This is a genomic window from Rhizobium sp. S96 (assembly GCF_030382195.1).
Taxonomy (GTDB): Bacteria; Pseudomonadota; Alphaproteobacteria; order Rhizobiales; family Rhizobiaceae; genus Rhizobium.
Window position 1 is genome coordinate 60,689 of record NZ_JAUDRY010000042.1, and the last position, 25,124, is coordinate 85,812.

At 60.3% G+C, this 25,124-nt stretch carries 24 protein-coding genes; 10 read left to right on the plus strand and 14 right to left on the minus strand.

The window, feature by feature from the left end:
- Positions 1–80: 80 nt before the first annotated feature.
- On the plus strand, positions 81–293 hold the full coding sequence (locus QTL94_RS26560) for a hypothetical protein (RefSeq protein ID WP_065693323.1): 213 nt from the start codon (positions 81–83) through the stop codon (positions 291–293).
- Between the two features lie 489 nt (positions 294–782).
- Here the strand turns inward: QTL94_RS26560 and msrA (QTL94_RS26565) are convergent, their stop codons facing one another.
- From msrA (QTL94_RS26565) to msrB (QTL94_RS26580), 4 genes are read right to left on the minus strand one after another with little or no spacing between them, the layout of a single operon-like run.
- Positions 783–1,292, minus strand: a complete 510-nt coding sequence (gene msrA, locus QTL94_RS26565; protein WP_289803612.1) for a peptide-methionine (S)-S-oxide reductase MsrA — start codon at positions 1,290–1,292, stop codon at positions 783–785.
- Positions 1,289–1,738 (minus strand): peptide-methionine (R)-S-oxide reductase MsrB, encoded by a 450-nt coding sequence (gene msrB, locus QTL94_RS26570; protein WP_289803613.1) that lies wholly within the window; start codon positions 1,736–1,738, stop codon positions 1,289–1,291. Before msrB (QTL94_RS26570) ends, msrA (QTL94_RS26565) begins: the two co-directional genes overlap by 4 nt.
- Before the next feature lie 27 nt (positions 1,739–1,765).
- A complete protein-coding gene (gene msrA, locus QTL94_RS26575; RefSeq protein ID WP_502944193.1) occupies positions 1,766–2,479 on the minus strand; it encodes a peptide-methionine (S)-S-oxide reductase MsrA in 714 nt (237 codons plus the stop codon).
- 46 nt (positions 2,480–2,525) lie between these two features.
- A complete protein-coding gene (gene msrB, locus QTL94_RS26580) occupies positions 2,526–3,020 on the minus strand; it encodes a peptide-methionine (R)-S-oxide reductase MsrB (RefSeq protein ID WP_289803614.1) in 495 nt (164 codons plus the stop codon).
- Positions 3,021–3,679: 659 nt separating this feature from the next.
- On the opposite strand from msrB (QTL94_RS26580), the gene QTL94_RS26585 reads away from it, so the two are divergent.
- The 3 genes from QTL94_RS26585 (at position 3,680) to repB (ending at position 6,551) form a co-directional block, all read left to right on the plus strand.
- On the plus strand, positions 3,680–3,826 hold the full coding sequence (locus QTL94_RS26585; protein WP_289803615.1) for a hypothetical protein: 147 nt from the start codon (positions 3,680–3,682) through the stop codon (positions 3,824–3,826).
- 285 nt (positions 3,827–4,111) lie between these two features.
- On the plus strand, positions 4,112–5,341 hold the full coding sequence (repA, locus tag QTL94_RS26590) for a plasmid partitioning protein RepA (protein ID WP_289803616.1): 1,230 nt from the start codon (positions 4,112–4,114) through the stop codon (positions 5,339–5,341).
- A gap of 208 nt (positions 5,342–5,549) precedes the next feature.
- The gene (gene repB / locus QTL94_RS26595; RefSeq protein WP_289803617.1) at positions 5,550–6,551 is read left to right on the plus strand and encodes a plasmid partitioning protein RepB; all 1,002 of its coding nucleotides are present in this window, start codon (positions 5,550–5,552) and stop codon (positions 6,549–6,551) included.
- Positions 6,552–6,639: 88 nt separating this feature from the next.
- On the opposite strand, the gene QTL94_RS26600 is transcribed toward repB, so the two are convergent.
- The 4 genes from QTL94_RS26600 to QTL94_RS26615 all read right to left on the minus strand — a co-directional run bounded on the left by QTL94_RS26600 (position 6,640) and on the right by QTL94_RS26615 (position 9,080).
- Entirely contained in the window at positions 6,640–6,858 is a 219-nt protein-coding gene (locus QTL94_RS26600) for a hypothetical protein (protein ID WP_289803618.1), read from the minus strand.
- A gap of 187 nt (positions 6,859–7,045) precedes the next feature.
- Positions 7,046–7,324, minus strand: a complete 279-nt coding sequence (locus tag QTL94_RS26605; RefSeq protein ID WP_289803619.1) for a hypothetical protein — start codon at positions 7,322–7,324, stop codon at positions 7,046–7,048.
- 890 nt (positions 7,325–8,214) lie between these two features.
- The gene (locus QTL94_RS26610; RefSeq protein WP_289803620.1) at positions 8,215–8,376 is read right to left on the minus strand and encodes a LysR family transcriptional regulator; all 162 of its coding nucleotides are present in this window, start codon (positions 8,374–8,376) and stop codon (positions 8,215–8,217) included.
- A gap of 200 nt (positions 8,377–8,576) precedes the next feature.
- Positions 8,577–9,080, minus strand: a complete 504-nt coding sequence (locus tag QTL94_RS26615; RefSeq protein ID WP_289803621.1) for a cysteine hydrolase family protein — start codon at positions 9,078–9,080, stop codon at positions 8,577–8,579.
- A 94-nt stretch (positions 9,081–9,174) separates the two neighbouring features.
- Between QTL94_RS26615 and QTL94_RS26620 the strand changes: the two genes are divergently transcribed.
- A complete protein-coding gene (locus tag QTL94_RS26620; RefSeq protein WP_289803622.1) occupies positions 9,175–10,110 on the plus strand; it encodes a GlxA family transcriptional regulator in 936 nt (311 codons plus the stop codon).
- Positions 10,111–10,152: 42 nt separating this feature from the next.
- Here the strand turns inward: QTL94_RS26620 and QTL94_RS26625 are convergent, their stop codons facing one another.
- Together QTL94_RS26625 and QTL94_RS26630 are read right to left on the minus strand one after the other, a co-directional pair.
- Positions 10,153–12,138: an adenylate/guanylate cyclase domain-containing protein gene (locus tag QTL94_RS26625; RefSeq protein WP_289803623.1), complete on the minus strand. Its 1,986-nt coding sequence runs from the start codon at positions 12,136–12,138 to the stop codon at positions 10,153–10,155.
- On the minus strand, positions 12,138–15,770 hold the full coding sequence (locus tag QTL94_RS26630) for a FecR domain-containing protein (RefSeq protein WP_289803624.1): 3,633 nt from the start codon (positions 15,768–15,770) through the stop codon (positions 12,138–12,140). Before QTL94_RS26630 ends, QTL94_RS26625 begins: the two co-directional genes overlap by 1 nt.
- 110 nt (positions 15,771–15,880) lie before the next feature.
- On the opposite strand from QTL94_RS26630, the gene QTL94_RS26635 reads away from it, so the two are divergent.
- Positions 15,881–16,420 carry a Pycsar system effector family protein gene (locus tag QTL94_RS26635; RefSeq protein WP_065693310.1) on the plus strand — a complete coding sequence of 180 codons (540 nt, stop codon included), beginning with the start codon at positions 15,881–15,883 and terminating at the stop codon, positions 16,418–16,420.
- Positions 16,421–16,494: 74 nt separating this feature from the next.
- On the opposite strand, the gene QTL94_RS26640 is transcribed toward QTL94_RS26635, so the two are convergent.
- From QTL94_RS26640 to QTL94_RS26650, 3 genes are read right to left on the minus strand one after another with little or no spacing between them, the layout of a single operon-like run.
- Complete coding sequence (locus QTL94_RS26640; RefSeq protein ID WP_289803625.1) at positions 16,495–17,886, minus strand: LLM class flavin-dependent oxidoreductase; 1,392 nt, start codon at positions 17,884–17,886, stop codon at positions 16,495–16,497.
- Between the two features lie 17 nt (positions 17,887–17,903).
- Positions 17,904–18,959 carry an ABC transporter permease gene (locus tag QTL94_RS26645; RefSeq protein ID WP_289803626.1) on the minus strand — a complete coding sequence of 352 codons (1,056 nt, stop codon included), beginning with the start codon at positions 18,957–18,959 and terminating at the stop codon, positions 17,904–17,906.
- Entirely contained in the window at positions 18,956–20,440 is a 1,485-nt protein-coding gene (locus QTL94_RS26650) for a sugar ABC transporter ATP-binding protein (RefSeq protein ID WP_289803627.1), read from the minus strand. Before QTL94_RS26650 ends, QTL94_RS26645 begins: the two co-directional genes overlap by 4 nt.
- Positions 20,441–20,676: 236 nt before the next feature.
- Here QTL94_RS26650 and QTL94_RS26655 point away from each other — a divergent pair, with 236 nt between their 5' ends.
- On the plus strand, positions 20,677–21,723 hold the full coding sequence (locus QTL94_RS26655; RefSeq protein WP_289803628.1) for a substrate-binding domain-containing protein: 1,047 nt from the start codon (positions 20,677–20,679) through the stop codon (positions 21,721–21,723).
- Between the two features lie 76 nt (positions 21,724–21,799).
- A complete protein-coding gene (locus QTL94_RS26660; RefSeq protein ID WP_289803629.1) occupies positions 21,800–23,008 on the plus strand; it encodes an acyl-CoA dehydrogenase family protein in 1,209 nt (402 codons plus the stop codon).
- 76 nt (positions 23,009–23,084) lie between these two features.
- Here QTL94_RS26660 and QTL94_RS26665 read toward each other — a convergent pair whose 3' ends face one another.
- Positions 23,085–24,302: an SfnB family sulfur acquisition oxidoreductase gene (locus QTL94_RS26665; RefSeq protein WP_289803630.1), complete on the minus strand. Its 1,218-nt coding sequence runs from the start codon at positions 24,300–24,302 to the stop codon at positions 23,085–23,087.
- Positions 24,303–24,648: 346 nt separating this feature from the next.
- Between QTL94_RS26665 and QTL94_RS26670 the strand changes: the two genes are divergently transcribed.
- Positions 24,649–24,822, plus strand: a complete 174-nt coding sequence (locus QTL94_RS26670) for a hypothetical protein (protein WP_289803631.1) — start codon at positions 24,649–24,651, stop codon at positions 24,820–24,822.
- Positions 24,823–24,862: 40 nt separating this feature from the next.
- Positions 24,863–25,021 (plus strand): hypothetical protein, encoded by a 159-nt coding sequence (locus QTL94_RS26675; RefSeq protein WP_289803632.1) that lies wholly within the window; start codon positions 24,863–24,865, stop codon positions 25,019–25,021.
- Positions 25,022–25,124 lie beyond the last annotated feature (103 nt).

The following is a 25,124-nucleotide window of genomic DNA, read 5'->3' on the forward strand; positions in this document are numbered from 1 at the left end:
ATTATTGAATATTAACGATAAAGAAGACGGCCTGAGAGACTTCGCGTTGCAGCGTGTAAACCGGCAAGTGCAAGAATCGCTTGCATGAATCGCAAGGCGGCAAAATGAAAAATGACGGTGTTGACCTGCCATTTCTGGTCAAGGAATTTGATGTTTTCGCGGAGGAGCTCAGCAAGCTGCCTTCGTCAGTCGAGACGACGGCTTTGGAACTTCGATTTGCGCTTCTCAGGCAGATCGTCGAAGCGAAGTATCGGCGTCGGACGATAACGGAAATTAATCTCGATCCAAATTGAAGATGCACGCCTATAGCCCCGTGACGGCTATGTGGTCACTGCAGCGGCATCGACGATTCTCTCGAAACGCTCGACGAGTCGTTCCTGTTCTCGACAAACTCTGTGCAGACCGGTGAATACAAAAAAAGCCTGCCGCGGGAGGAGGTGCGGCAGGCTTTCTTGAAATAACCGAACAACAGCTGGGAGGAGGAGTGCTGTTGTTCCACAGGCGCCCTTGGGAGGAGGAGAAGGCCGCCTGCAATTCGAAGCGTTGCGGGAGGAGGTGCATCGCTTCGATGAATATGTATATACAGGATCTGAGCTCAAAAGGTAGGCAGAAATCTGCAGGTCAGCCATGCGTTATGCGCTGGGCGGGATGCTTAGGGCGCATCGGCGCAATATCACGCCCTCGGTCGTGAACGAAAGAGGCGCCCGATCGCCAGGCGCCTCTACTGTAATCCCCAAATGATCGTTTACCCGCTGGGATGGCTGTTCATTTGCCCCGCAGCGCTAGGCGGCTGCGTGCCGGCTTGGAAGCTTCCAACCGGGCCTGGCGAAATGGCACGTATATCCGTTGGGTATGCGCTCCAGATAATCCTGGTGCTCGGGTTCGGCCTGCCAGAAATCGCTCGCAGGCGTCAGTTCGGTCACGACTTTTCCCGGCCAGAGGCCGGAGGCATCGACGTCGGCGATCGTTTCTTCGGCAACGCGCTTCTGTTCGTCGCTCGTGTAGAAGATTGCGGAACGATAGCTTGCGCCCAGATCGTTGCCCTGTCGGTTCAGAGTCGACGGGTCATGGATCTGGAAGAAAAACTCTAGGAGATCACGGTAGCTGATCTTCGCAGGGTCGAAGATGATTTCGATCGCTTCGGCGTGATTGCCATGGTTGCGATAGGTCGCATTCGGAACCTCGCCGCCGGTGTAGCCCACGCGGGTTGAGATGACGCCGTTATAGCGGCGGATGAGGTCCTGCATACCCCAGAAGCAACCACCGGCGAGCACTGCACGTTCTGTTGTCATTGAACTTCCTCCACCTGGTTTAGATAGGCCCCATAGCCTTCAGCTTCCATCTTGTCACGATGGACGAAGCGTAGGGATGCCGAATTGATGCAATACCGCAGGCCGCCCCTGTCGACGGGTCCGTCGGGGAACACGTGGCCCAGATGGCTGTCGCCATACGTCGAGCGAACTTCGGTGCGGAGCATGCCGTGAGAACGGTCGGTTAATTCGCTGACGTTCTCCACTTCGATCGGCTTGGTAAAGCTTGGCCATCCGCAACCGGATTCGTATTTGTCGGATGAGGCAAAGAGCGGCTCGCCGGAAACGATATCAACGTAGATCCCCGGTTCCTTGTTGTTGAGGTATTCGCCGGTCCCCGGCCGTTCCGTGCCGGCCTGTTGCGTCACACGGTACTGTTCCGGCGAGAGCTTTGATATGGCCGCCGCGCTTTTGCTGTAAGGCTGCATTTGAGATCTCCTATCAATGACCTGCCATCAATCAGTTGAACCCTTAGCCGAGACCAGGACGGGCCTGGCGCGGTAATCCATGGGAAACAACTGCTTGAGGTGTTCGATCTTCGGCAAGTCGTTGATCACTATATAGGGATAGGTTGGGTTATTTGTCAGGAAGTCCTGGTGATAATTCTCCGCCGGGTAGAATGTTTTCCCGGGTTCGATCTTGGTGACGATCGGGCCATCGAAGACATGCGAATGATTGAGCTGGCTGATATAGGCCTTGGCGACGGCCGCCTGCTCCGGTGTCGTTGGAAAGATCGCCGAGCGATACTGCGTTCCCGTGTCAGGGCCTTGGCGGTTCAGCTCCGTCGGGTCATGCGCGACCGAAAAGTAGATCTGAAGCAGGTGGCCATAGCTGACTTTTGCTGGATCGAAAACAATCTCAACAGACTCGGCGTGGCCGGTATCGCCGTTGCTCACAGTCTCATACTGGGCGGTATTCCTGTTACCACCGGCGTAGCCGGACTTCGCGCTGACAACGCCTTTGACATGCTGAAACACACCCTGAACGCCCCAGAAGCAGCCACCGGCCAAAATGGCCGTCTCTGTCTGCGTATTCTTCTGTTCGTCCTGTGTGGGGGCAGGAATGGTGCGTGCCTGTTCTGCCGATGAGGCTGTGACCTCGACACCGGCAGCGATGGCAAGCGCCATTGCTGGCGCGCATATGGCGAGTGCGGGCCAACGACGAGGCATTGTGGATTCCTTCTTCACGATGGGCTCCTTTCTACAAGCGCAAACGTTACGTGCCTGATGCCGGATGGAATTGCAGCGCAATGCCGTTCAGGCAATATCGCAACCCTGTTGGCTTCGGGCCGTCATTGAAGACGTGACCGAGGTGCCCGCCGCAGCGCGAGCAATGGACAGCCTTGCGAACCATGCCAAACGACGTGTCGGCGGTGATGCCGACCGCCGCGGCGTCGAGGGACGCCCAGAAGCTCGGCCAGCCTGTGCCGCTGTCGAACTTCGTCGCGGATGCGAATAGATCCCGGCTGCAGCCTGCGCAGGCGAACTTGCCCTTGCGGTGCTCGTCTAGTAGCGGACTGGTGAATGGCTGTTCGGTGTCACCCTCTCGCAGGACTGAATATTGCCCTGTGGTAAGCAGCTTGCGCCATTCCGCATCCGTATGCGTCACCGCAAAGGAGCTGTTGGCTTCCGCTGCGGGGCCGTTGAGCGAGATTCCTGCCACCACTGAAGCGAGCGCTGCGTTCCGGAGCAGAATGCGTCTCGTCAGCATCGTCTAGCCTCCCATTCGTGCATTGGGTCCGGTTCAGGCCGGTCTAACGGGATCTACGTACGACGGCTGCGCTTTGTTACAGGAAATGACGCTGAGTATTGAGCTGGAGCCAACTCGGACGACCAGAGGTTGCTGACATCGCCTGTCGCAGTACGCTGAATCTCTGACGGTCAACGGCTTTACCGGAAGAAAATAGGGTGATTACTTCAGTCGGTGTGTCGGTGTGTCGGTGTGTCGGTGTGTCGGTGTGTCGGGGTGCTGCTTTCGCGACTTAGCGGCCTCGTGTGCTGTAAGGCGGTTCTGGACGTCAGATGTTGCATGGTGGCCAAGTCTGACGGATCCGCGCATAGAGAGCTCTTGTGTGGATCCTCGTCCCTGCCCTCCCCTCCCCTGCAACACGTGCCGATCTAGTGCGAGCCGCGGAGGCAGGAGCGGAGAAACAATTTTCATCCCGGCCTTGAAATATGGGAAGACTGCTGTCATATAGCCGTCACTACCCGTGTTCACAGTCTGCAGGTTCGGCCCTCAAGGTCGATCGCGTTTCGCTGTCCGGGAAAGAAAAGGCGCTCCCCGAAAGGGTCGAGCGCCTTTTTCGTTTTGAAGACTGCTGCTATGAGACAGACAGCTCTCAGAGCAATGGAACATAGTAGGTCGGCCAGATGAATAACAATGTCATTCAGTTCAGGAAGCCAACGCCGCCGAAGGCGCCGCGTCCTGGGCTTCGGAAGCTGCTGACGGTCCTCGGGATCGTGGCGGCATTTGTGATCGTCTGGCTCTATTTCAACTTCGCCGGCGGCCCCGTCTGATTCCCCTGCCCGCACAGGAGTTGGTGCAATAGCTCGGATGAGTTGCGCAACTCGGGGCGGCTAAGATATTGTTGGGAAGGCTTGCGGTTTGCTGTGGTCCCCTCCCCTGATGCGTCATGGGACCGCTTACGACTGCCTACCAAGTAGCCTCTGGCCCGCCGGTTCCCGACGACCGGCGTGCTAACGCCTTGTTAACCAAAAAAATCTTGCACGAATCGCGCATTTCCTTATCGTCACGGTTTAAACACCGAAACTGCATTTTATCCGTGACGAAAGTTTTTGACCGTGAACAAGCTACTTCGATCTCCCAGGGCTGCCGCGCAAAAGACCGTGGATGAGGCCATCGGCGAGCATGCGTCGATCCTCAGTTCGCAGTTGCAGGCAATCAGTGAGGTCATCTTTCCGCCTGCGGCGAGCAAGCTGCTGCGGCGATTTACGTCGGGCGAAGCTGCAAAGCTGATGGGTATCTCGGACTCCACTCTGCGCAAGATGAGCCTGGCGGGTGACGGGCCGCAGCCCGAGGTGACCAGCAACGGCCGCCGGCTCTACTCCCTCGCCCAGATCAATGAACTGCGTCAGCGGCTGGCCGCCACCGCGCGTGGGCGCGACGCGCACGATTTTCTGCCGCGCCGTGGGCCGGATGATCACTTGCAGGTCCTTGCCGTCACGAATTTCAAGGGCGGATCCGGGAAGACGACGACATCAGTGCATCTCGCGCAATACCTTGCCTTGCAAGGCTATCGTGTGCTGGCAGTGGATCTCGATCCGCAAGCAAGTCTGTCCGCCCTCCTCGGAGTGCTGCCGGAGACAGACGTCGGCGCCAACGAAACGCTCTATGCCGCCATACGCTATGACGATGAGCGACGCCCGTTGAGCGACGTGGTTCGCCAGACATACTTCAATGGCCTCGACCTCGTTCCGGGTAACCTGGAACTCATGGAGTTCGAGCATACGACACCACGGGCGCTGACCAGCGGGAAGAAGGAGGCCGATGAGATCTTCTTCATGCGCGTTGCCCGCGCGCTCGATGACGTTGCGGATCGTTACGACGTCGTGGTCATCGATTGCCCGCCGCAGTTGGGTTACCTGACGCTGAGCGGGCTGTGCGCCGCGACGTCGATGATCGTCACGGTTCATCCGCAGATGCTCGACATCGCATCCATGAGCCAGTTCCTGCTGATGACGCATGACCTGCTGGCTGTTGTGAGAGAGGCGGGCGGTGAGCTTCGTTATGATTTCATCCGCTATCTGCTGACGCGTTTCGAGCCTCAGGATGCGCCGCAGACGAAGGTTGCCGCACTCCTGCGCAATCTGTTCGACGATAGCGTCATGACCAACCCGATGGTGAAATCCGCAGCGGTCTCGGACGCCGGGTTGACCAAACAAACTTTATACGAGGTTGGCCGAGAGAATTTGACCCGCACGACCTATGATCGCGCGATGGAGTCACTGGACGCGGTCAACGCTGAAGTGGAGGGAATGATCAGAGCGGCGTGGGGGCGCAGCAAGCGATGAGAGGAGGGGCGTCCAAAAGTTGGGAGCTCCCAACATATCTCGCTTTGTCGGTTTCGCTTGACGTGGGGCCTAGCCGAAGCTCCTGGGGTCTTAGCTCGGCGCCATGGCGTGCCACCGAGCGTGGTGTGGCGACTTGTTGGGAGCTCCCAACGTTGGCTCTTTCTAGTGGCAGCGCCGTTGTGTGCAATTCCATTGGCAGGATTTCGGCATGAGCAGAAAAGACACCGTTAATTCGCTCTTCATGAGAAAGCCCGAGGCATCAGCTGCAACGCCGGGGGCAGAGAAGAATGCGGATCGCGTTCGCACCGGCGCCATATCGGCAATGGGGGCGTCGCTGCAGGAAATGAGCGAGGGCGCCCGCGCGGCGGCGCGCCTGCAGGAGCAGCTTGCCTCCGGTACTGTCATCATCGAGCTCGACCCGAGTGTGGTTACAAACTCCTCGGTCAGCGATCGTATCACTATCGACGTGGATCCCGGTTTCGACGACCTGGTTGCGAGTATCCGGGAGCATGGCCAGCAGGTGCCGATCCTCGTTCGGCCCGAACCGGACCGCGCCGGCCACTATCAGATCGCATACGGGCGGCGGCGGCTGCGCGCCGCGGTGGCGATCGGTAGCAACGTCAGAGCGATCGTCCAGAACCTGACGGATGACGAGTTGGTCATCGCTCAGGGCAAAGAGAACCTGGACCGGCAGGATCTCTCCTATATCGAGAAGGCGCTCTTCGCCCGACGCCTGGAGGATGCCGGTTACCAGCGCGATGTGATTGCTGCGGCGCTCTCCACCGACAAGGGGGATCTAAGCCGGTACATCTCAGTCGCACGCTCCATCCCGGAGGCCGTCGTACAGGCAATCGGGCCGGCGCCTAAGGCAGGACGCTCGCGGTGGATAGGCTTAGCCGATGCCATCGGGGCAAGGGGAGAGGACGTCGAGACCCTGCTGGTCCGTGACGATTTTCTCTCGCTTCCGTCGGATGAACGCTTCGCCAAGGTGCTGGCCGCGGTAGCGCAGGTGAAAAAGGCCGGGGACGTCGGTACGCACTGGAAAAATGCCAAGGGACAGAATGCGGCGCTTATCGAGCGTGCTGGTAAGAAGACGCGCATCACGTTTGATGAGCGCGTTGTGCCGGACTTTGCTGCGTTCCTGACTGAGAGACTGGATAAGCTTCACGCCGAATTTCTGGCGGAGCGGAGCACCAAGCGACGGGACTGATGCTGCGGCGCGCGGTCAAGACGCATAGTCAATGTTCGCCGCGATCTGACGATCGCGGCGAGGGACGCCGAGGCGTCTCTGAATTAGGTTAGTCGGCGCCTAGGCCATCCATCAGGCCGTCAAAGACTTCCAGCATGGCGTCGGCAATCGCCTGCCCCAGGGCATTGCCGGCTTCGCCGATCGCCGTATCGTTCATGTCGCGGGCAGCCAGCGCCAGGGCTGTACCTTGCTCCGCCACGATCTGTTTGGCGCGTTCGATTGCCCAAAGAGCAAAGTCGCTTCGATTGTCGATTGTTACGGTTTCCATCGGTTTCTCGCCTTGTTTTGATTGGTCTGCTTCATACCCGATCGTACTCCCGTTTCGAAGAGGGAATGATCAGCCGTGGCGGAAAGACTATGTGGAATACGGCGAGGTGCGCCAAGACGATTGGCGGTTCAGCAACGTGACAACAATGTCACCTCAGTTCGAGGGGTGATGCCGCAGATTTGCGGCTTCAGTGCGAGCGCTCTCGCTGCCATTCGGCAATGTCGGACGCGGTGATCCAGACATTGCCGTCGAAGGCGAGCTCGCCATTGTCGAATTTGTGGCTGGCGACCTGCTCGAACAGCGAGAGTTGGCTGAGCGCGTGGCTTGCGCCCGGAGCGGGCCGGCAATCGTGTAGGAGAGCATCTTCGGTTATATGCACCGCCTGGTGGTTCGCTCCGGCATCCATGACGATAATCCGATCTCCCCCGATGGGTTTGATCTTTCCGGGTATTGCGACGAGGGGCATTTCGACCTCCTTGGCGTGTTCTGGGACCGTCTCGCCTGATGCGGCGAAGCGCGGTTCGAACGCTCATCAGGGCGATGACGTGATTTCGGCTACATCTCTGTGAGCGGGGTTAAGGCTAGGTAAGGTTGGTTAATGAAAGGTTAAGGACCGGTGCGTTGAGGAGTCCGTGTCGCTACGCGGACCATAATTAGCCCGCTACAAAAGCCATTGGGCGCCACGAGACGGCGGAAAAATGAAGAGCAAGGAAGAGACGTAACCCCGTGCCGAACGGGCGCTAGAGAAAGTTAAGCGTGAGATAGCTTCCGTCCAATAGAGAATATGAATCTATATCAATGCGTTACAATTGGTTGAAACTGGATCCCCAAGGCTCGTATTGCATGCGTCTCGGCTAGAAAAGCCTTTACCGTCAAAGAATTAGGGCGTTCGTGCCCACGGTCCGGCGACGTTCTAGCAAGCTGTGAACCTCGACCGCCTGTCGTAGTGGGTATTTGGTCACGGCGTCTGCACGTATCTGCATGCTCAACAGGCGCGGAAAAGTGGTCTCGAGATCTTCCCGACTTCCGATATAATACGAAGAGCACCGGCCGGTTTGCCGACAGAGAGTCGGTCGCCAGATCGGATAATGCGAGATTGCGGACTGGGCCCGAGGATTGGCCGAAATTCACAAGCATGCCGAAGTGCCGCAGACATCAGCGAACCGCGTGTCCTCGCCGACGCTGTCGTAGACCTCGGCACATCCGCGTCCTCCTGTCAGTTCCTTGACGACGGAAACAAAGTCCTGCTCTCATGTTCATAGCCGTGCCGCAGGGCGAGGGCGACCTTGTCGTTTGAGCCGGCGGTCCCGATCGCGCCGTTGATCCGGGCAAACAAGGCTTCACCTTGGCCGTCAGTCAGACATTTCGGTCCTCGAACAGCTTGACGCCTAGGTAGTCCTCCAGTCCCTTTATCTGGCGGGAGAGGGCGGACTGCGTCACATTCAGCCGCCGAGCAGCCAGGGTGATATTCATAAGCTCGGCGGCCAGGACGAAGCCGGTGAAATTGCGAATATCCATGGCCTTGCGCTCCGTTGCCGATCGGGTGCTGACTATGAATGCGCATTTCGCACGAGAACAAGCGTGTGCATGGCAAAATGCCGATATCCGCTTCAGTCACCTTGCTGAGCGGATGGATATCGGCAGGCTGGCCATGGGTCAACGGCTGGCCTTGATCCGGTCTCGGCCAGCTTTTCATGGGGCAGATGAGGATCGCCGTCCTAGGACCAGACCTGCTCCGCAGTGGTAACGGGAAGCTTCGAATTCAACGCACTCAGAGCGATGCGATGGACGATCTCCATCGGGGCGGTGCACAGGTCGCCGATGACCTGTACCTTGAAGTCATCCGCCGCGCGCGACATCGCTGTGAAGACAACGCAGTTCTGGGTCATCATCCCGCAGAAGAGCAGGTCTTCCGTGCCTTCCAGATGCTTTGCAAGGTCGGTGTCCTGGAAGGCGTCGGCATTGCGCTTGGTCACTACTGCTGCGTTTCCGGCGGCGGCAAGTATGTCCGGACGGATGGCGGTGCCGGGAGCGTCAGCGGCAAACAAGCCCTGGCTTGCTGTCGAAACGTGTTGCACCAGCACGACCTTGTCGCCGGCAGCGCGCGCCCGAGCGATGGCAGAGACGATCCTTGCTTCGGTTTCTTCGGCCTGCCAAAGCGGCAACGCGCCTCCCGCAAAATAGTCGTTCTGAACATCGATCACGAGAAGAGTGCGGGCCATCAAAAAACTCCTGAGAAGGTTGTGCTGATTATTTAGCCGTCTTCTTGCTTATCCATGAGTGGCCCGATGGCCATGTTACGTGTAGATTGGGCCAATGCATCTTGCTGTTCTTGCCTACGACGGGATTAGCCCGTTCATGTTGTCGACGCCTCTCGCCGTCTTTGGCGAGCAATTTCTGGTGGGTGGGCATCGGCTCGATGTCTGTGCCAAACAGGCGAGGTTTTCTGCAACCGGCGGGCTCACGATAGAGGTGCCGCGTACGTTGGAAGCAGCGCGCGACGCCGACATCGTCATCTTGCCCGGCTGGCGCGACGCGGCTGAGCCCATACCGCCGGAGATCATCTCGGAACTGCGCGATGCTGAAGCGCGAGGATCAGTCGTCGTCGGCCTTTGCCTCGGCGCTTTCGGGCTGGCGGAGGCGGGGTTGCTCGATGGACGGCGGGCGACGACGCACTGGACGCAGGCCGAAACCTTTGCTGCCCGTTATCCCCGGGTGACGGTCGATGCCGGGGCCCTCTTCGTCGATGAGGGCCAGATACTGACTTCTGCTGGCGTTGCGTCCGGTCTGGATTGCTGCCTTCACCTGGTCGCGCGCATCTCCGGCGTCGCCGAAGCCAATCGTATCGCCCGCCAGCTTGTCGTCGCACCCCAACGTGCAGGACATCAGCCCCAGTTGATCGACAAGCCAACCATTGGCGGATCGACCCATCGCAGGATCAGCGAAATTCTGGAAAGCCTGCGCACGGACCCATCCCGTACCCCCTCGCTGGATGAATTGGCGCAGCGCGCGGGCATGAGCCGTCGCAGCCTCACCCGGCATGTCAGGGCGCAGACAGGCGACAATTTCGGCGGGTGGCTCAGGCGTGTGCGTATTGCACGGGCACAGGAGCTTCTCGCTGCGGGTGCGCGTGGTTTTGACGATATTGCCGCCCGCTGCGGCTTTCCCGATGCGCAGGCCCTAAGAACGGCTTTCCGGGTCGAGCTCGGCCTAACCCCGGCACAATGGCGGGCACGGCAACGGCTTGACTGACAAGATATTGTCCCAACTCACCGGCCAGCCGCATCGTCGCGGTCAGTCGTCCTGCGACGTCGAGAGCTGCGTGCGGATGATTTCGTAGTAGGGAGCAAGCGACGGGATCATCTGTGGCAAGGTCTCAAACCGAACATCCAGCGGCGTCAGGGTCTTGTCGTACTTTGCATCCAAAAACGCTTTGTGCGAGGCGAGACCCAGACCGTCGGCATCGTCGGCAACCGTGAATATCGGTGAGGGAACGGTGCGTCCCTTGACGATGATGCGATCCAATTCGACGACAGTGTAATGACCGGCGATCTGCTTTGCCGTCTCCTCGCCGAGCAGGAGCGCAACGCCGTAGTTCTTCGAAGCGCTCTCCAGACGGGAGGCGAGGTTGACCGCGTCTCCAAGGCAGGAGTAGTCGAAACGGCGCGTCGAGCCCATGTTGCCGACGACGCAGTCGCCTGTATTGATGCCGACACCCATGCGCAGCACGTGCAATGGCGCGCCTGTCGCCCTGGCTTCCCTTTCAAGCTGTTGGTTCAGGCGTCCGATTGCCGCCTGCATCTCGAGGGAGGCAGTGACAGCGTGGAGCGCGTGGTCCGGATCGTCGAGCGGCGCGTTCCAAAAGGCCATGATGCAATCGCCCATGTATTTGTCGATCGTACCGCCTTGATCCATGACGATATCGGAGAGAGGCGTGAGCAGCCGATTGATCAGGCCCGTCAACTTCTCGGGGTCATCTTTCATCGTCTCGGCGATTGTCGTGAAACCACGAACATCAGAGAAGAGAACCGATAGCGTGCGCCGTTCGCCCCCAAGCTTGAGCTGAGAAGGATCGTCGGACAACCGCTTGACGAGATCGGGCGATATATACTGCGAAAAGGCGCGCGTGATGCGCTGCTTGTTCCTGCGTTCTTCGGCGTAGTCGAGCGCGGCCTGACCAAAGGCGACCGATATGTAGGCAACCGTTGGCCCGAGCGGCGACACGAAGAGATGGCCGAAGCGAATACCCGTGTAACTCAACCCCGCAAAGACACAGACGGCGAGAAAGGCCATGACCAGGGTCGGCCAGCCCGTCGACCGCCAGACGGTGGCCGCGGCGAGCAGCGCGGCGACGAGCACGGAAGCTACAAAGGCCAACCCGCTCGACTGCGCGATCGCCGCCTGGCGGCGGAGATTGTCGTAGATGGTCGCCTGTATCTCGACGCCGGCGGTGAGCTTGCCCGTATGCATCGTATAGGGCGTCGCAAAGGCGTCAGCGCCTCCCTTGTCGATCTCTGGCGCATTCTGAAGGCTCAAGCCTACCAGCACGACGCGACCCTTGAAGAAATCCGGCGGCAGGAAATTCTTCGGATCCAGCGCTTGGTAGTAGGACACGGTCGGGTAGCTTCGGGCGGGACCAAAAGACTGGATCATTGCGGCTTCGGGGATCGTCCGCCCGGTGGTGCCGGTCGTTTCCAGCAACGTTACCGCAAACCCGTCGACATATTGCGGCATGCTGCGGAAGACACCGTCGCCGCCGAGCTCAATGGACGCGATGCCGGTGCGGGCGCCTGCGGCGGTCAACTGCGGCAACGGGGTGGCGCGCACGAGCTGGTCGGCCTGGGGCGTCTGGATCAGCGTCTCGTCACCCGCCAGCACGACATCCGGCCCGACGGCTGCCGTCATGGCGGCATCATTTTCCTGCGTCGACGGCTCGGCCATGATGATATCAAGCCCGATCGCCTTGGCACCGGCCGCTCTCAACTGGCGCACAAGCTCGGCATGCAGGCTGCGCGGCCAGGGCCACTGCGCGTTGATGGCAGCGAGCGACGGCTCGTCGATCGCAACGATGACCGGTCCATCTGACGGTGGGGGCAGGCTGTCTATCGTCGACAGGTAGTCGAACGATCGAAGCTCGAGCAGCGGCCATGCGGGCAGTCGCGACAGAAGCAAGGTGGCAACCAGCGTCACGAGCACCAGCACGCACAAGCGCAGGCCGCGGCTGCTGAATGGCCAGCCCGGTGGACGTGAGGAATGACTGAGCGCCGAGGCTGCGTTCATCAGAATCGGACTTTGAAAGTGCCCTTGACGGCGCGGCCCCACCCGGGCACGCCCGGAGCAACCTCGAAGTCTTCGTCAAGCAGGTTGAATGCCGCGGCCTCGAGCGCAAAACGCTTGTCGAGCGGCTCCCAGATCATGTTGGCATCCAGGGTCCAGTAGTCGCCGAGGCGGACGCTACCAAGGGTTCCATCATCACCCTGACGTTCACCGATATAATTGGCCGCAACCGTGACTTTGACATTCGCCTCGTTCACCCAGGTAACGGCGAGCTGCCCAAACTTGTCGGGCACAAAGGGGAGGGGGCCCCCAAAGCCAGGACTGCTCGCGTCGTTGTTTTTGGAATTGGCGTACGCGGCTGTCGCGGAGATCCCGAAACCGTAGCCGAGCGCGACGTTTGCCGTTGCACTGACGCGATCGAGGCGTCCGTCATCAATGCTGATCCCGAACGGAAAGACGAGAAACGGCGCCGTTGTCGGATAGGCCAGGTTGAGATTGCGGATTTCCTGGTGCTGGTAGTCGACGCTGGTGAACAGGCTCTCTGTCCACTGAGCGTCCCATTGCAGAGCGATCGTATCGGTATAGCCCTCGATTCCGACAAATGGCTGGATGGATTGTATCCCGAGGACGCCGATCGGCGACAGTGTCGGAGAACCGAAGTCGAAGCTCTGACGCATGAAGGCTGCGCGTAGCCACTGACCATCCGCAGGCGCCCAGGCAACGCCGAGACGCGGCTCCAGCCGGCTGATATCCGAGGTCTCACCGTTGATCAGCGTGCCGAACAGAGCGTACTCGGCCTTCAGGTCGGGTGTGATCTCGTGGAGCAGGTCGACATAGGCGCGGCCGATATTGACGGTCTCGTCAACCGGCGTCGACAGTGGATCATTCGCTTTCACTTCGACAATGCCGCCTTCGATGCCGTAACGCCACGTGAGTTCGTCAGCGCCATAGAGATGATTGACGGCAAGGACATAATTCCGCTGCGACGCGTCGGCGTTTCTGGCGAATGGTCCCCCGAAGACGATGGATTGCGACAGGTCCTGGTCGACGCCCGTGTAAAGCGCCGCGGCGTTCATGACATTGCGGTAGCCGAAGGTGTGGCTCCAACCGATACCGGCGGCGGTCGATTGGGTGTCGATCTTGTCACTCTCGCTGTAGGGAGCCAGCGGGAACGTTATATCCTGATCGATCTTGCTGTCGGAATGGTTTGCATAGAGGACGAACCGGTCATCGGGGGCGGGCGTTGCCGTCAGGTAGGCGTTTCCGGAGAGGGCGCGAAGTTCGCCGCTGAATTGGCCCTGCCCGAGAAAGGGCTGATAATCGCCCTCGAAGGGGACATTGTTCCAGTTGAGGTTGGCATAACCGCTGATCGGGAAAGGCTCGTTGGCAAGGCCTTGAATTTCGGCTTCGCCGATCAGCTTGTTCTCGCCGCCCGAATGCATGACGCCCGTCCCAAGCGATCCTTCCAGGAAGGGTCGCCGCAACAAGTTTGCAGAACGTGACCGGCCGGACAGCATATGCGGATCAAGCAGTAGACCCTGCAGCAACGCCGAGAAACTGTCCGGATTGAGCCTGTATGGGTCGATTTCCTCGTCGAAGCTCGCCACGTTGACGAACGACCTGATATTGCCGCGGATCGACTGGTCAACATATCCGCTGCCGGCAAACGGGTCGAAGACCGCGTCGCCGTAGTAGCGGCCCCAGGCATTCAATCCCTGCAGTCGGAAGGCGTTGTTGAGGGTCGAACCAGCGTCCTGGTTGGCGCCGAGCGAGCTGTAATGTCCGCCCTGCGCCTTGGAGCGCCGCAGGAACTCCTGCGCATATCGAATGGCGCCGTCCGCGTCATAGTCATCGATCGCTACAGCTGTTCTGAACGACGAGATGACGGGGTCGTTTTTGTCGAGCCTGTCGGCGTTGTCGAGCGCCTGATTGGATGGGTCGCGATCGCCTTTTTCGTAATGACCGGCCGCCAGCATCAGCTGGGCCTGGGAATAGCCGGGATTGGCCGTGGAGGCGGCGAGCAGATCGTCGATCGCCTTGTCCATCTCGCCCGTCTGCAGATAGTAGCGGCCACGTGCGAGCAGCGCGACGTCGAAAGCTGGGTCGGCAGCAAGCGCGAGGTCGATCTCGCGCTTGGCTTCCTTCATTCGCGAGTGGTCGAGATAGAAGACCGCCAGGTTGGCGTGGCTGATCGGATCATCGGGATCGAGCTCGATAGCTTTCTTGAAAGCTGTTTCCGCCTCGCGGCTTGCGCCTCGGGCGTCCTGCAGCAGCCCGAGATCGTTCCAGGCCATGGATGAACCCGGCGCCACCTTGATCGCGTTGTTGAGATCTTCCAGAGCCGCGTCGAGGTTACCCTCGATATCGGCGCGCAGGCGCGCACGAGCCTGAAGGCCGTCGGGATCGTTCGGATCGATCGACAGAGAGCGCTCGATCGCCTCCCTCATCTGTTCCCGATCGTTGATCAGGAGAGCCAATTGCGCACGCAGTGCCGGCAACCGCGAGTCCGTGGGGTAGCGGGCCTCTGCCTGCTTCATGGTCTCGATCGCTGCCGGAATGTCTTCCAGGAAACCGGCGGTGTAGGCCTTCATCACGGCTGCGTAGGGACCGGTGATGTTCGCCGGCGGCATCTCTACATGGTTCGGGTCGCGCAGTGATCTCGAATAATACCCGCCATAGGCCGCGATACTGCGCCGCTCTGGATCGAGCGCCGGCTCGGCCCGCTTAAACAGCGCTGCTGCATCGTCGTAGCGCTTTTCAGCGCCTGCGATCAGCGCTTCGATGAGATCGGCGCGAGCGCGCTGTCGGGCGGATAGACCGAGGCTACGTGCTCTCGCCAGCGATTGAAGTGCTGTCTGCCGCCCATCCACGGACAGCTGAATCTCAGCCAGGGATAGCCAATCCTCGGCATTCCTTGCTTCCGGCGTCTTTGCCTCGATACGTCCGCGCTCGCTGCGCATCTTCTGCAGGGGCAGAGGCGAGGCCGGCATGAAGGTGAAGCCGCTACGAAGCGTCAAATAGAACAGCATCTGTTCGCGATCGTCGGGGGCGACGATAATCAGCTTGCGCGGCGCCTGTCCGATCGTGGCGACGGCCGCCTCGCCCTGTGCAACGTCGACGCTGCCGAGTTCGTTCTTCAACTGCACACGGCCTTCGAGAACGATCAGGGAGGTCTGGTCGCCCTTGACTGTCAACGTCCAGTCGGTGCCGCGAATGGCCGCTGCCGCAGCCGGCGTTTCCACCGTCAGGCCTTGCCCGCCGCGCTGAGCGCGACCCCACATCGTACCGGACTGGAGATTCAGCACCGTGTCTCCCGTGGCAGACATCTGCTTGACCTGCAATGCGGAGTTACGGCCGAGGCGGACCTGCGTGTGATCCGCAAACAGAATGGCGAGCTGGCCGTTGGCGTTGGTGCGCAGCACGTCGCCGCCCAAGAGATCCTGGTGAAGTACAACGTTTTGCCAGTTGGAGAGATCGACGAAGCGAACCTCCTCGCCCATCTTGCGATCGATGACGGAGCCTGCAGCACGAGCCGTGCGCTGAAGAGGCTCCGCCTGTGCCGGCTGCGTCAGGCATAACGCAACCAGCGTGATCGCCGTGCCCCCGCACGCGTATCGCGCAAAACTACCCCTCATGCGGCAAACATTTGCCAGCCCGTTTTGAAAGTCAATGTGTGACCAAGCGTTGTATTTGCTTTGTTAGCCAAGTGTAATATCAGGGTAACACTTGGATATGGGGGCAGGACGTGAGTGATTTTGAAAATTCGTCGGATTCGTTAGAAAGCTATCCTTCGACCGGAAGCGTCGGCAGCGAGTATTTTGACCATATCAAGAAGGTCAACGACATATTCTACGATCAGATCAAGATATCCGACCAGAAGGCCGCCTATATCTTCACGTTCATGCTTGCCTTTCTCATCACCTCCAGCGAGGGGCGTGAGGTGTTTACCTGGGCGCGCTATGCACAGGGGACGCCACAGGGAATCCTGTTTTCCGGCATGCTGGCGATTGCCTCGGTTTTCTCGATCCTGTGCGCGATCATGGTCGTGCTTCCGCGACACGTGAATTCCTCGACGTCGCTCTTCTGGGGCGCCTGGCCGAAGCACCGCGATCATTTCCGTCAGGCGGCGGCACGGCGTGATACAGGATATCTGTTCAGCCAATACCTGGAGAATGCCGACATTCTCGCCGCCATCGCCCGCGGCAAATATCGCTGCGTCACCCTGGCTTTCCGCGGGTTGATGGTGACCGTTATCGCCTATGTCCTGCTGCTCGTCAGCGTCTAGCCCTCGCAGCAGGGCGCCGTTTCGGGAATAGTCCGGCGTTCTGAGTTCGGTCATGCCAACAGATCACATCGGTACTATTCCGCGGACTGTGCGTATGTCGCCTGAAGATTGCGATAGTCGGCGCCGGGATGCGGTGCGCTCAGCCGTGGACCTTGGCCGCCCAGCTTTTCGCGCAACGTGCCCTGTCGATACTGCGTCTTGTAGACGCCACGCTTTTGCAGCTCAGGCACCAGCAGATCAACGGCATCCTCGAAACTTTCCGGCGTCACGGCATAGGCGAGATTGAAGCCATCGACATCGGTATCCTCCACCCATTCCTGCATGAGGTCGGCGACGGTGGCGGGCGAGCCGACGAAAACAGGACCAAAGCCGCCGACGCCGACCCAGTCCGCCATCTCGCGCACTGTCCATTCCTTGTTAGGATCAATGGTCGTGAAGGTCTCCACGGCTGATTGTACGGCGTTGGTGTGGCGGTGGCGAAGCACCTCGTCCGGCCCGAACTGGCCGAAATCGATGCCGGTCCAGCCGGATATCAGCGTGAGTGCGCCCTCGAAGGATGCATACTGCCGGTATTCGTTGAACTTGCGTTGAGCCTCCGCGTCGGTCTCGCCGAGCACCACGGTCTGCAAATTGAAGGCAAGAATTTCGCGTGGGTTGCGGCCGAGGCGTTCTGCGGCCTGGCGAACATTGGCGACGTATCGCTTCAACACAGGTTTCGAGGGGGCAGCGACAAAGATGCATTCGGCATGCGCGCCGGCAAAATCCTTGCCGCGGCTCGAGGCGCCGGCTTGATATAGCACCGGTGTTCTCTGCGGCGAAGGCTCGCTCAGGTGAATGCCCGGCACGGTGAAGTGCTTGCCCGAATGGCGGATCGGATGCACTTTCTCCGGACGGGTGAAGATGCCTTTCTGGCGGTCGCGCACCACGGCGTCGTCTTCCCAGCTGCCTTCCCAGAGCTTGTAGCAAACTTCGAGATATTCCTCGGCAAGGTCGTAGCGGTCGTCATGGTTGGTCTGCGCCGGCTGGCCAATGTTGAGTGCGCCACTGTTCAGATAGGAGGTGACGATGTTCCAGCCAACCCGCCCTTTTGTTAGGTGATCGAGCGTCGAAAGGCGGCGGGCGAAGGTGTAGGGATGCTCGAAGGAAAGAGAAGCGGTTAGCCCGAAGCCCAGATGTTCGGTTTCGTAAGCCATGGTCGGAATGAGCTGCAACGGATCGTTGACGGGCACCTGCGCCGAATGGCGCAGTGCCGCATCGACATTGCCGTTCAACACGTCGTAGACGCCGAGTACGTCGGCAATAAACAGGCCATCGAACTTGCCGCGCTCCAGCGTCTTCGCCAGATGGACCCAGTAGTCGAGATCCTTGTAGGTCCACGACTTGTCGCGCGGATGGCGCCAGAGGCCCGGGGACTGGTGTCCGACGCAATTCATGTCGAAGGCGTTCAGTCTGATTTCGCGGGTCATGTTCTTCTTCCTTGTATTCAGGGATTGCTGCGGCCGAGGCCATAGGTCAGGGCGAGCGCGCCGACGAGCACGGCGCCCTTGACGAAGTCCTGGGTGTAATAGGGGGCATTGAGCATGGTCAGGCCGTTCAGGAGTACGCCGACGAAAACAGCGCCCGCGATCGTGCCGAGTACGTTCGGACGGCGGAGGTTGAGCACGGCGAAGCCGATGAGCGCCGCAGCGACGGCGTCCATCAGCAGCGAGCCGCCTGAGGATACATCGCCGCGACCGACACGGGCGGCGATGACGATTCCGCCCAATGCGGCAAGCGTTCCAGATATGACGTAGGCGAGCGTCTTCAACCGCGTCGTCGAGGCGCCGGCAAGCCGGGTCGCCACTTCGTTGCCGCCGGTGGCAAAGAGCAGCCGGCCGATGCGGGTGCGCTCGGTTAGGACGAAGAGGACGATTGCAACAGCGGCCATCAGTACGACCGATATCGGCAGAACGCCGAAAATGCTGTATCGGCCGATCAACAGGAAGGCCGGATCGTAGGCTCCGGTTGCCTTGGAGCCGTCGGGCAACACAAGGCCGGCGGAGATCGAGCGGCCGGCCGTCGGGATAAGCTGCAGCCCGGATAGCAGGAACATCATGGCCAACGTCGCGAGCAGATCCGGCACGCGAAGGCGGACGATGAGATAGGCGTTGACCAGACCGATGAGGGCGCCGAATGCAAGGACCAGCGGCACGGTGGCGAAGGCATCGAGATGCCAGACGATCATTGCGTAGCTTGCCGCCATCACGCTCGATGCGGCAACAGCGCCGATCGACAGGTCGAAGCCGCCGACGGCGAGCGTGACGGTCACGCCGGCGCCGAGAATGGCGACCACTGATACCGCCTGCAGGATGCTCATCAGGTTGCCGATATTGATGAAGGCCGGCTGTGCGAGCGTGAAGCCGACCAGCATCAGGCCGAGAAGGATGAAGACTGCGCCGGCGCGCAGGAAGCCACCGAGTGCGACCATGCGGCTGTCGGCAGCGGTGGCCGGTTTCGTTACGCCTGGCTTTGCAAGGAGGTCGTCGTCGATGGTCGTCATGCGGAAAGTTCCTGAATGGCGGAAAGGGAAGAGGCGCCTCCGGCCACCGGCCGCAGCGTGTGGCCGTCGATGACCAGAATGCGGTCGGCGACCTCGTAGGCCTCCTCCGGATCGGATGTCGCAATGAGGGTGACGCGATCCGTGCGAGCGCGGATTGCCTGAATGATGTCGCGTCGGGCGCCAATGTCGACACCCTGAAAGGGTTCGTCGAGGAGCAGCAGCCGGCTTGGCTCCGCCTCCCAGCGGGCGATCACCGCCTTCTGCTGATTGCCGCCGGAGAGGGTCCAGACCGAGGCAAGGGGGCCGCCCGCCTTGATTCCAAGGCGGGTAATGGCCTCTTTGGCCTCGTGCTGCTCGCGACGGCCGAACAGGAAACCGTTCGGATACCACTTGGCGAGATGCGGCAGGCTGATGGTGGCCGCCAGCGAATTGCCCGGCCACCCGGCGGGCATCAGCGAGGAGCGGTGCCGGTCCTCCGCCGCCATGGCGACACCGGCGGCGATTGCGTCCGACGGGGACGCCGGACGGTACGGGTTGCCATCGAGAGACATATGCCCGCCGGCAAGCCGGGTCACACCGAAGATAGCGGATAGGAGCCGGCTCTTGCCGGCGCCGAGGACACCGGTCACGGCGACGACTTCGCCCTCATGGAGGCTCAGATCGAAGGGCTCGCTCGCGGCAAGCAGCTGCGCATTGCGCATCTCGAAGATGACGGAGCCTGTCGTAGCGCGGGTATCCGCCCGCGCCGCTTCCAGTCGGCGCCCGATCATCGTCTCGATCGCACTTGCGAAGTCGATCGGGCGCGCAAAGCTGCCAACGACCTGGCCACCACGCATCACAAGTGCACGGTCGGCAATGGCTTGCAGGTCGGCGGTGCGGTGGGAAATGTAGAGGATCGCGAGACCCTGAGCGCGCAGGCGCAGGAGGATGTCGAAAAGCCGACGGCTCTCCTCGCCTGAAAGGCTCGCGGTCGGCTCGTCCAGGATCAACAGCTCGGCCTTGTTGGCCACTGCGCGGGCAATCGCAACCAACTGCCGGTCCGCGGCGGCGAGATCGCCGAAGTCACGGTCGAGCGGCAAGGAGAAACCTGCGGCGTCCAGTAGTGTTTTTGCCTCGCGGCGAACGCTGGCGCGTGACAGGAAGAAGGGCGTGCTTCGTTCGGCAAAGCGGTTGAGGAGCAGGGCGTCGGCGACCGTCAGGCCCGGGGCACCGACCAGATCGGTCGATTGGTGAACGGTGACGACGCCGGCCTTTGCCGCTTGCGAAGGGCTGTGTGGCGCAAATGGCTGGCCATTCAGATGGACTGTGCCGCCATCCGCGGAAACGACGCCTGAGAGAATCTTGACCAACGTCGATTTGCCAGCGCCGTTGGCGCCCATCAACGCGACGATCTCGCCTCGTTCGATCGTTAGACTGGCACCCGCAAGTGCGCGGGTGGACCCGAAATTGCGGGTTATATTTTCGACATTGAGAAGCGGCATCAAAAGCTGTTCCGGTCTGCTTCGGAGCCCGAATACTGCCTCGGTCAGCCCGCTAAGCTCCAGCAAGGCTTTCCCGTCGATGGACAGCGCCGGGAACAAAGAATCTCCTCGCGATCGTAAAATCGCATCATTTAATCTACTAAAAACATAGAGATTATATCTAATAAATTCACGCGTCGCCGGGAACCACTCAGCCCATCAGACGGCGCTTCCGATTGATCAGAAGGATCGCGACGATGAAATCCCTTGTACGGCTCGCTTTATCTACCGCCGTCATTCCTCTCCTGTTCTCGCAAGCGGCCTCTGCCGCAGGCATCGCCGGCGCGCCGACTCCTTTCGACAAGGGAGACGTGAAGCTGGCGCTGATCAGCTATATTTCCGCGGGCGATTTCTTCCAGGCCTACCAAGCGGGCGCGGAAGCGCAGGCAAAGGCACTCGATATAGACCTGCGCGTCTTCCCGGGACGACAGGACGCAGCCCAGCAGCGCGAGCAGATCCTCCAGGCGATCAACCTCGGCGTCTCTGGCATCGTGATCGATCATGGCCTGCCGGAATCGCTTGGCGACGTGGTGCAGCAGGCGCTGGACAAGGGCATCAAGGTCGTTGCCTTCGACGTCAATCTGAACAATCCCAAGGTTCCGCAGGTGGAACAGAGCGATCATGAGCTGGCTCGCCTGGCGCTTGAGCAGGCCGTCAAGGAAAACGGCAAGAGCTTTAACGCCGGCTACGTCTACGTTGCCGGCTTCGCGCCGCTCGACCGTCGCAACGAGGTCTGGGAAAAGTTCAAGTCGGATAATGCGGGCGTTGTTGAAAAGGCTCATTTCGGCAATGTCAGCGACACGACCGCAACGTCGACTGCCGACCAGGCCAAGGCTGCGCTGACGGCCAACCCAGATATCAGCGTCGTCTTCGCGCCTTATGATGAGTTCGCGCGCGGCGTGAAGCTTGCAGCCAACGATCTCGGCATTTCGAACAAGCTCAAGATCTATTCGGCGGATGTGTCGACTGCCGACATCCAGGAAATTACCGAGGAGGGAAGCCCGTGGGTCGCAACGGTCGCGACCAACCCTGCTGTTGTTGGCGCTGTATCGGTGCGCGCCGCAGCCCTTCAGATTGCCGGGCAGGAAATTCCTCATCAGATCACCGTAAAGCCGACGCTGCTCACGCAGGAAAGCCTGCGCGCCGCCGGTGTCAAGACGATCGAAGACCTGGCGCAGAAAATCCCGGCCTTCAGCACCAGCGATGCGGCGACCGCGAGCTGGATTCCGGACAAGCTTTTCTAAGCCGCCTGCCTCGATCTTCCGGCGGGTGCCGTACGGCTCCCGCCGGATCTTTTTGATAGAACCGGAGGTCTCATCCATGAGCCAGTCCAATGTCGTTTTCGCGACCAACCGCAGCACAACGCGAGAACAAATCTTCGCGCGCGCGCAAGAAATTTCGACTGATCTTTCAAAGCGCGCCGCCGCGCTTGACCGCGAAGGGCGCCCGCCGCTGAGCGAGATCGTCAAGCTCAAGAATGCCGGGTTGCTCAATGCGCTGCATCCGCCGCAGATCGGCGGGGCGGGGCTCGATTGGGTCGACGGTCTGCGGCTGGTGCGCATTCTCGCGCGCGGCGAAAGCTCGATCGGGCAGCTGCTCGGCTACCACTTCGTGAACAGCCAGTATGTCTACTGGGCGCTCGATGCCGCGCGCGCCAATGCGCTCGGTGCGGAGACCGTTGCCAAGAACCTCTACTGGGGTGCGGCGGTCAATCCGCGCGATCCCGGCCTAGCCCTGACGAAGCGCGGCAACGGCTACGTTCTGAACGGTCGAAAGTCGTTCTCGACCGCCGCGCATGTGTCGGATTACATCAATGCCAATGCGGCGTTGGGTGACAAGATCGTCGGCTTTGCGGTCCCAACCGACCGGCCGGGTTACATCGCCAATGATGATTGGGATAATTTCGGGCAGCGCCTGTCTGATAGCGGCAGCGTCGAGTTCCGCGATTTCCCAGTCAACAAGGAGGATTTTGTGGGCGTGCCGGCGGCGCCCGACGTCGCGCCGCCGGTGCTGTCGACATTCAACACGCCCTTTATCCAGCTCGTCTTCGTCAATTTTTATCTCGGAACGGCCGAAGGTGCTTTGCGGGCCGCCATCGACTATGTGCGCACGACAACGCGGCCGTGGATCACATCGGGCGTCGCACGCGCCGCCGATGATCCCTATATCCTGGAGCGGGCTGGAGAGTTCACTGCCGCTCTCAAGGCCTCTGCCGCATTGGCAGACAATGCCGCGGCGGCAGTCCAGGCGGCTCTCGCCAAGGGACATGCCGTAACCGCGCGCGAACGTGGGGAAGCGGCGGCGGAAGCCTACGCCGCCAAGGTGCATACCACCAACGTCTCGCTTGATATCACCTCACGCGTCTTCGAACTGACGGGTGCGCGTTCGACGGCAGACGCCTACCGCTTCGATCGTTTCTGGCGCAATGTCCGCACTCACACGCTCCACGATCCCGTGTTCTACAAGGCCAAGGAAGTTGGCGAGTTCGTGCTGAATGGCAAGATTCCCGAGGTCAGTCTCTACAGCTGATGTCGGCCTTTCCTCGCGACAAAGAAAACCCCATTCCCGCTGCCGGGAATGGGGTTTTTCGTTAGGCGAATACAGCCTAGAGCGCGCCGCTTTTCGGCGGCGCCACGCCGTTCAGGTGGTAATTGCCCACCACATGGTGCTTCCAGCGCACCGGATCGTGCAAGGTGTGAGTGCGGGCGTTTCGCCAGTGCCGGTCGAGATTTAACCCGAGCTTGACCGAGGATGTACCGGCCAGGTCGAAAAGTGTGTTCGACGCTTCAATGGCGATTTCCGTCGTCAGTACCTTGGCTGCGGCCACGGATAGCGTCGCCTCGACAACCTTCTCCTCGGTCGCGTCGATCTGCGCCGCATCGACCTTGCGACCGGCACGCTCGACCAGGGCTGTTGCGGCCTCGAGCTTGATGGCGATATCGCCAACCTTGGCGATCGTCAGCGGATCGTCGGATGCGCGTTCGACGCCGCTGTTCGTCCAGGGCCGGGATTTCGTGCGTATGAAGTCAAGCGTTTCAGCAAAAGCCGCCCGGGCGATACCCAGATCGACACCGGCATGAATGATCTGCCCGACCGAACCGATCGTGGTCGGCCGTTCGAAGCCCTTGTGGTGGAGGACGACGGAATCGGCCCTGACGTAGACGTTGTTCAGCACGGTCGTTCCGCTGCCGGTCGTGCGTTGGCCGAAACCGTCCCAGTCATCGACGATCTCGACGCCTTCGGTTCCCTTCGGCACAAAAGCCATGACCAACCGGTCCTCGGCATCGACGGCGAAGATCGTGATCCAGTGGGCGAAGATCACGCCGGTCGAGTAGTATTTCTGGCCGTTGATGCGGTAGCCCGGTCCGTCCGGCGTGATCCGCGTGTTGTAGTGACCGACCGTCTTGGTGCCGCGCTCGGAGAGTGCGTTGCCGAAGCGATCGCCGGCCAGCGCCCTGCCGAAGAAATAACGCTTCTGTTCTTCGCTGCCATCAGTGCGTAGGGCTTCCAAGATATAGAAATGGTTCTGCGGAATTTGCCCGATCGAGCTATCTGCCTCGGAAAGGATCGCCGTCACCTCTGCCAGGACGGCATTCGACACATCGAGCCCGCCATATTGCGAAGGCACCGTTATTGCCAGAAGCCCGGACCGAGCCAGTTGATCCAGCTCTTCGAAGGGCAGCAATCTATCGCTATCGCGCCGGGAGGCCGAGACTGCAAATCGCGCTGCGAGCTCCTGTGCGGCAGTGATCACCTGCTGTTCGTTTTCAAGCAAATTCGTGGCCACGCGGTCAGGTGTCAGTTCGTGCAAAGGCGCATTCATAGGGTCTCTCCGGGTTCCATTTGCCCCACGATGCCCGGTTCAAGACGACGATTCGAGGCAGGAAATTTCCTTCTTGCCAGCCGCGACAGACGTATATGCTCGAAACACAATCTGGATGGACCCGCCCACATGAGTTGCGAGCGCTTGGCAGCGCGTACGGGTGTGCGGGGCTGCGAAAAACCCGATCGCCGGGCTTGAGATGTGCGCACCGTAAAGGACGTACGCGGCGATCCTCATGGATGGTTTTTCCATAACGCCGAGCAAACAGAGACGAGCCTTTCTTTAGTCTGCTATTTTTGTAGGGAATACTTGGGCCTCTTTCCACCCTCAGGCACAGGAGGCAGGCATGGCCAAGGTTGAGCATCCATCCCTATCCGAGGAACTCTGGAGCGTCTTCGATTTCGCCCGGCGATATCGCCTCGACAAGAGGGAGGAGAACCGTCTTCTCATGCTTTTCGGAACCTTTGCCTCACCGGACAAGCTGCTGGCCAATGCCCGGCGCCATTCGCTAATCGGGTGACGCAGCGCGACAACGTGTTTTGAAAAAAAAGGAGGTCAGCATGACAGCCAATTTCGTTCATGCCGTGAAAGCCCGCTTCGTGCGCTGGTTCTCGCTATTACCGGAAATCAAGTCTAGCGATCGACGTGGAGACGCCGAACGCTCACTGTCCGAGTATGAATCCTACCATTGGGGTCCCGGACCGGGCGCCTGGTATTGAGGCGGTGGTGTTGATAGCAGTCTGACGTCGTTCCTGGCGATCAGCGTGCGGAGACACGACCTGTCGCGCCGGTAACGCCAGCGTGTTCGCTTCAAAGGGGTAT